Origin of the sequence: Actinoallomurus acaciae (assembly GCF_042429965.1) — a bacterium.
Classification (GTDB): Bacteria; Actinomycetota; Actinomycetes; order Streptosporangiales; family Streptosporangiaceae; genus Actinoallomurus; species Actinoallomurus acaciae.
On the sequence record NZ_JBHLZP010000509.1, the window covers coordinates 1 to 5,648 of the forward strand.

Genomic DNA, 5,648 nt, shown 5'->3' on the forward strand with positions numbered 1-5,648 from the left:
CCGGCGCCGACCGCGCCGCGCCGCCCTGCGCGTCAGCGGGCCGGTGCGCGCGAGGCCCCGCAAACTGAAAGGCGCAGCCGAGCGTGCGGGCCTTGACACCTACATGCACGGACTCGCCCGGTGCGGCGCGCTCATAGAGCCGAATGACGCGCGATCCATCGAGGCCAGGCGGTGGAGCCGGAAACTGGTCAGGACCCGATGCACCGTGGCCGGGTTCGGCCGGTCGCGCGTAATCGGCCATCCCGATTGCGGCAAGCGTGCCGCGCGCCACGGGACGCTCACAACGAGAACCCGGAAGCTTGTGCGGGAGACGACGACCCACTTAACGCCTCGCGAAGGCGGACGACCGGGCGAGGTGACCGTCCACCCACCATTGGACGGTCGAGACCGACACCCGGTAGCCGCGCGCAGAGAGACGACGCTCCCCTTCACATCTCCCGAAGGCGGGCGGTCGGGCGCGATGACGGTTCGCCCACCACTGGGCGGGGTGCCGAAACCCAGCAACGCGCGGAAAGGCGACGGCACCCTTCACACCCCCGAAAGGGACGGTCGGGTGTGATGGGGGTTTGCTCGTCATTGGGTGGCGTGGGCGCAATCCGGAAGCGTGTGCGGGTGGCGACCGTGCGCTTCGTTTCTCCGGCTGCGGGGTGCTCGCGTTTTCGTGGAGGGGGCCGTCGGCGGGGGTGGGTTTTCGGCGGGGCCTATCGGTGTCCCGTGTGTGGGTGGTCACAGAGGGCGGCCGTGATCGGACGGCTCAGGCGGTTGATTTCTCTCGTGTGCCTATGGAAGATGAAAACCGTTCCCGAAAAGCGTGGCCGACCCGACAGGAGACTCCATGTCGTTGACCGTGTCCCCGCAGCTCGTTCAGCAGGCTCAACGTGGTGACGTCGATGACGCCGCGTTCCTCGACTGCGTTCGAGACTCCTTGCCCTACGCCTGGAAGGTCGTCACCGGTCTGATCGACGAGCTTCAGGTCGGCGAGGCCGACTTCACCGACAACCAGACCCCGCCGCCCGACGAGACCGCCCGTGGGCAGCTCCTGCGGATGATGGCCAGCGACGCCATGCGCTCGGCGATCGAGCGGCGCTTCGACGTGCGCCTCGCGTTCCAGAACTGTCACCGGGTCGCGGCCTTCCGGCCGAGCGCCCGGCAGGCCTACGACGACTTCGTCACCGCACGCGAGCAGATCCTCAACCAAAAGCCCGAACTCGTCGACTGCTGAGGGAACCTCACTCCCGGGTGCCCGGACCGCCCTCGCGGCGTCCGGGCACCACCGTTCGCGAGCGCGGGGCACCCGCCCGTCAGAGGTGGGCCGCCGTCGCGGGAGCGGAGACGTGCGATGGGCTCAGCACGAAGCCGGGGTCGATCTGGGCCTCCAGGTCTTCGCCGATCGCGGCGTTGGCCCAGGCCCGGGCGTTCTTCACGTGGAACTCGACGGCCTGGCGGGTGAACTTGTCCCAGTCCTTCACCCGGCCGTCGACGGCGGCCTGGAGCGTCGCCAGCGCCGAGCGGTCGTCCGGGGAGAGGTCGGAGATGTCCATGGGGCGGCCCTGCTCCATCGCCCGTACGGCGGCGGACTGGCCCACGCAGCACAGCAGCGCGTCGCCGACGCTGTCGCGGAGGAACGCCACGTCGTCGGCGTCGTGCACCTTGTTGCCGATGACGCGCAGGGTGACGTCGTAGTCCGCGGCGTAGTCGACCCACTGGCGGTAGACGGAGACGCCCTTCCTGGTCGGCTCGGCGACGAGGAACGTCAGGTCGAAGCGGGTGAACATGCCCGAGGCGAAGGACTCGGCGCCCGCCGTACAGTCGACCACCGCGTATTCGCCCGCGCCGTCGACCAGGTGGTTGAGGTACAGCTCGACGGCACCGGTCTTGGAGTGGTAGCACGCGACGCCGAGGTCATCGTCGGTGAACGGCCCGGTGACCATGAGCCTGGCCCCGGCGACCTCGGTGGACAGCTCGGCGTGAATGGGATCGTCGCCGCCCAGCCGGAGCAGGCGTGAGCCGGCGCCGGGCGGAGTGGTCTTCACCATGGACGCCGCGGAGGCGATGCGCGGGTTGGCTCCGCGCAGGTACGTCTTGATCTCCGGCAGGTGCTCCCCCATCGCCGGGATCGCGGCCGCCGCCTCCTCCGACATGCCCAGCGCGACCCCGAGGTGCTGGTTGATGTCGGCGTCGATCGCGACCACCGGCGCGCCCGTGGCCACCAGATGCCGGACGAACAGCGAGGACAACGTCGTCTTTCCGCTGCCGCCCTTACCGACAAAAGCGATCTTCACGGTCCCTCCCAGGACGAACGGGCGCCGACAGGCCGCCGGCGCCGACACCGCGCCCCGTACAGCACCTTCACTGACGGAGCGTGGATCGAGTTGCTACTTAGCGTGACAGTGACACGGCAGACGGGATAGCGGTGACCGCCTGCTGTGGACAACCGCCGAGAGAACTCTACCGATAGTGAAAATCGTTTTCATGCTTTCCGGCGTTCCGTGGGCACCACGGCACACAACCCTTACGCCCAGAGCCGCCGGACGGACGCAGCGCCCTTCAGCGGCACCCTCAGCGGCGCCCTTCAAGGAAACGCGACGGCAGGAAGGCCGGGCCCTCACTCCGCGGCGCAGGCCGGGCAGCGGCCGAAGATCTCCACGGTGTGGTCCACGTCGACGAAGCCTGCCTCCGCCGCGACACGGTCGGCCCAGTGTTCGACCGCGCGGCCCTCCACCTCCACGCTCCGCCCGCAGGATCGGCACGTCACGTGGTGGTGGTGTTCGCTGGTCTCGCAGCGGCGATAGAGCGTCTCGCCGTCCTCGTCGCGGATGGTGTCGACCGCGCCGTCCTGGCTCAGCACCATCAGGTGCCGGTACACCGTCGTCAGGCCGATGCGTTCGCCGCGGCGGCGGAGCTCGGCGTGGATGTCCTGGGCGCTGCGGAATCCGGCGAGGCCTTCGAGGGCGGAGGCCAGTGCCTCCGCCTGCCGTGTTCCGCGGACCCGGGTGCCCCGGACCGGCTGCGACGCGCTCACCCTCGCACCGTAGCAGCGCCCACGCCGTCAGGCGGTCACACGGGCGACGCTCCCTCCCAGATCGCCTCGAAGGCGTAGCCCAGGCACTGGGCGAGCGCCGGGTGCTCGATCAGGACGTTGGTCGTGGAGGAGGAGTCGGCGACCGGATCGCGCAGCGACATGACCACGCGCGCGCCGTCCACGATCCACATGCGCATCGGGACGGAAGAGGCGATCCGGGCGTGCTCCCCCGCCGCGGCGTAGCGCCGGATGTCGGCCAGCATCTCCGAGCGCACCAGCGCGTCGCCCTCGTAGATGCAGCGGACGGTCCCACCGGCCTTGGTCAGCCGCCGGATGGTGGCCAGGCCGGAGGTGCCGTCACCGGTGAGGTACGGCAGCTTGGCCATGGCGAGGATCTCCTTCTTCGCGTCGGCCTGGATCTCCTCGAGCCGTTCGGACAGCATCTCGCGGTCGCGGAGCACCTCGACGTAGTCGAGCGGGTCGGTCTCATCCCGGCCGTGCGACCAGGCGGGGACGAGCGCCTCGACCAGGCGGGCCGTGGCCTGTTCGAGCTGGCTGAACTGCGCGCGGTGCGCGGCCAGGAGCCGCTCGATCGCGGACGCGGGATCGACGGCGGTGTAGCGCGACACCTGACCCGGCAGCGCCCGTACGAGACCACGCTCGGTCAGGCCGGACAGCACGTCGTAGATTCGCTGGCGGGGCACGCCCGACTCTCGGGCGACCTGGGCGGCCGTGTAGCGCGAGCGGTTGACCAGCGCCAGGTACACCCTCGCCTCGTACCCGGTCAGGCCAAGCTCGGTGAGCTCTCGCCGCCATCGATCCAGATCGCCCATCTTCGACACGTTATCGGGCGAAACGGTGCTAGCAGTCCGGATCCGGACGGAGTGGTCAAGAGAGAGTAAAGGCATATTGACCGCTATATGGCATATGCCTATCGTCCGCGACATGCACCACTGACCGTGGTGTCACGCCGGGCGCTTCTTCCGACCGATTCGGAAATCCCCCGCCCCTCGCGCCCCGGCCTCCCGCCAGAAAGGGAGCAGGATGTCACCCCCAGCCCTTGCTCGACGGACGAAGCGTCGCATGAGACGTGCCGGACTCACCGTGCTCGCCTCGGTCGCGCTCGCCACCGCCTCCCTCGTCACCACCTCCCCCGCCCCCGCCCACGCCGCCGCCCCGGCCCGGACCGGACCCGCGAAGACGGCCGCCGCACCGGTCAAGCGCGCCTGCGCGACCCCCACGCACGAGAACGAGATGGCCTGCCTCTCGCTCGTCCGTACCGACGTGCAGGCGCACAAGGGTCTTCAGCCGCAGGTCGCTCCCTCGGGCCTGGGCGCCGCCGATCTGAAGAGCGCCTACGCCCTGCCGTCGGGCGGCTCGGGGCAGACCGTCGCGATCATCGACGCGTACGACGACCCCAACGCCGAGTCCGACCTGGCGACGTACCGTTCCCAGTACGGGCTGGCGGCCTGCACCACCGCCAACGGCTGCTTCAAGAAGGTCAACGAGACCGGCGGCAGCAGCCTCCCGAGCGCCGACTCCGGGTGGGCCGAGGAGGAGTCGCTCGACCTCGACATGGTCTCGGCCGTCTGCCCGAGCTGCAAGATCCTGCTCGTCGAGGCGAGCCAGCCGTCCATGGACGACCTCGGCACCGCGGTCAACACCGCGGTCAGCCTCGGCGCCAAGTTCGTCTCCAACAGCTACGGGGGCAGCGAGGACTCCACCGACCCGAGTTCCGACTCGTCCTACTTCAACCACCCGGGCGTGGCGATCACAGTGTCGTCGGGCGATGACGGGTACGGCGTGGAGTACCCGGCGGCGTCCCGCTACGTCACCGCGGTCGGCGGTACCAGCCTGTCGCGTGCGTCCAACACACGTGGCTGGACCGAGACCGCCTGGAGCGGCGCCGGCTCCGGCTGCTCCGCGTACGACGCCAAGCCGACGTGGCAGACCGACACCGGCTGCTCCAAGCGGACCGTCGCGGACGTCTCGGCGGTCGCCGACCCGAACACCGGCCTCGCGGTGTACGACACGTACGGCGTCGGCGGCTGGGTGGTCGTCGGCGGTACGAGCGCGTCGGCACCGATCATCGCGGGTGTGTACGCGCTGGCCGGGGCGCCGGCCGCGGGCTCGTACCCGTCCTCCTTCCCGTACGCCCACACCAGTGCGCTGAACGACGTGACCTCCGGCAGCAACGGCTCGTGCAGCCCGACGTACCTCTGCAAGGCGGCGGCCGGCTACGACGGACCGACCGGGCTGGGCACGCCGGCCGGCGTCACCGCGTTCGGCGGCGGCTCCAGCGGCGGGAACACCGTCACGGTCACCAACCCCGGCAACCAGACGAGCACCGTCGGCACGGCCGCCGGCCTGCAGATCCAGGCGAGCGACTCGGCGTCGGGCCAGACACTGACCTACAGCGCCTCGGGCCTGCCCGCCGGGTTGTCGATCAACGCCTCGACCGGTGTCATCTCGGGGACGCCGACCACGGCGAGCACCTCGACGGTGACCGTCACCGCCCAGGACACCACCGGCGCGTCGGGCTCGACGAGCTTCACGTGGACGGTGAACCCGGTCGGTGGCGGGTGCTCCTCGACCGGCAACAAGGTGACCAACGGCGGATTCGAAT

Annotated in this window: 6 protein-coding genes; 2 read left to right on the forward strand and 4 right to left on the reverse strand. The window is 70.2% G+C overall.

Going from position 1 to position 5,648, the window contains the following annotated elements:
- Positions 1–271 (reverse strand): hypothetical protein (locus ACFFNX_RS40245; protein ID WP_378211424.1); only part of this gene is annotated, 271 nt, incomplete at its 3' end.
- Positions 272–835: 564 nt separating this feature from the next.
- Here ACFFNX_RS40245 and ACFFNX_RS40250 point away from each other — a divergent pair.
- Positions 836–1,222, forward strand: coding sequence for an SCO5389 family protein (locus ACFFNX_RS40250; protein ID WP_378211425.1), 387 nt, complete (start codon positions 836–838; stop codon positions 1,220–1,222).
- 79 nt (positions 1,223–1,301) lie between these two features.
- Here ACFFNX_RS40250 and ACFFNX_RS40255 read toward each other — a convergent pair whose 3' ends face one another.
- From ACFFNX_RS40255 to ACFFNX_RS40265, 3 genes are all read right to left on the reverse strand, one after another.
- Entirely contained in the window at positions 1,302–2,282 is a 981-nt protein-coding gene (locus ACFFNX_RS40255; protein ID WP_378211426.1) for an ATP-binding protein, read from the reverse strand.
- 323 nt (positions 2,283–2,605) lie between these two features.
- The gene (locus ACFFNX_RS40260; protein WP_378211427.1) at positions 2,606–3,022 is read right to left on the reverse strand and encodes a Fur family transcriptional regulator; all 417 of its coding nucleotides are present in this window, start codon (positions 3,020–3,022) and stop codon (positions 2,606–2,608) included.
- Between the two features lie 35 nt (positions 3,023–3,057).
- On the reverse strand, positions 3,058–3,855 hold the full coding sequence (locus tag ACFFNX_RS40265) for a TrmB family transcriptional regulator (protein ID WP_378211428.1): 798 nt from the start codon (positions 3,853–3,855) through the stop codon (positions 3,058–3,060).
- 250 nt (positions 3,856–4,105) lie between these two features.
- Here ACFFNX_RS40265 and ACFFNX_RS40270 point away from each other — a divergent pair.
- Positions 4,106–5,648 (forward strand): putative Ig domain-containing protein (locus ACFFNX_RS40270; protein ID WP_378211429.1); only part of this gene is annotated, 1,543 nt, incomplete at its 3' end.

Excerpts from the sequence above, each read along its gene's own strand:
- ACFFNX_RS40265 (WP_378211428.1), bottom strand. The coding sequence starts at position 3,855 with ATGGGCGATCTGGATCGATGGCGGCGAGAGCTCACCGAGCTTGGCCTG.
- ACFFNX_RS40250 (WP_378211425.1), top strand. The coding sequence starts at position 836 with ATGTCGTTGACCGTGTCCCCGCAGCTCGTTCAGCAGGCTCAACGTGGT.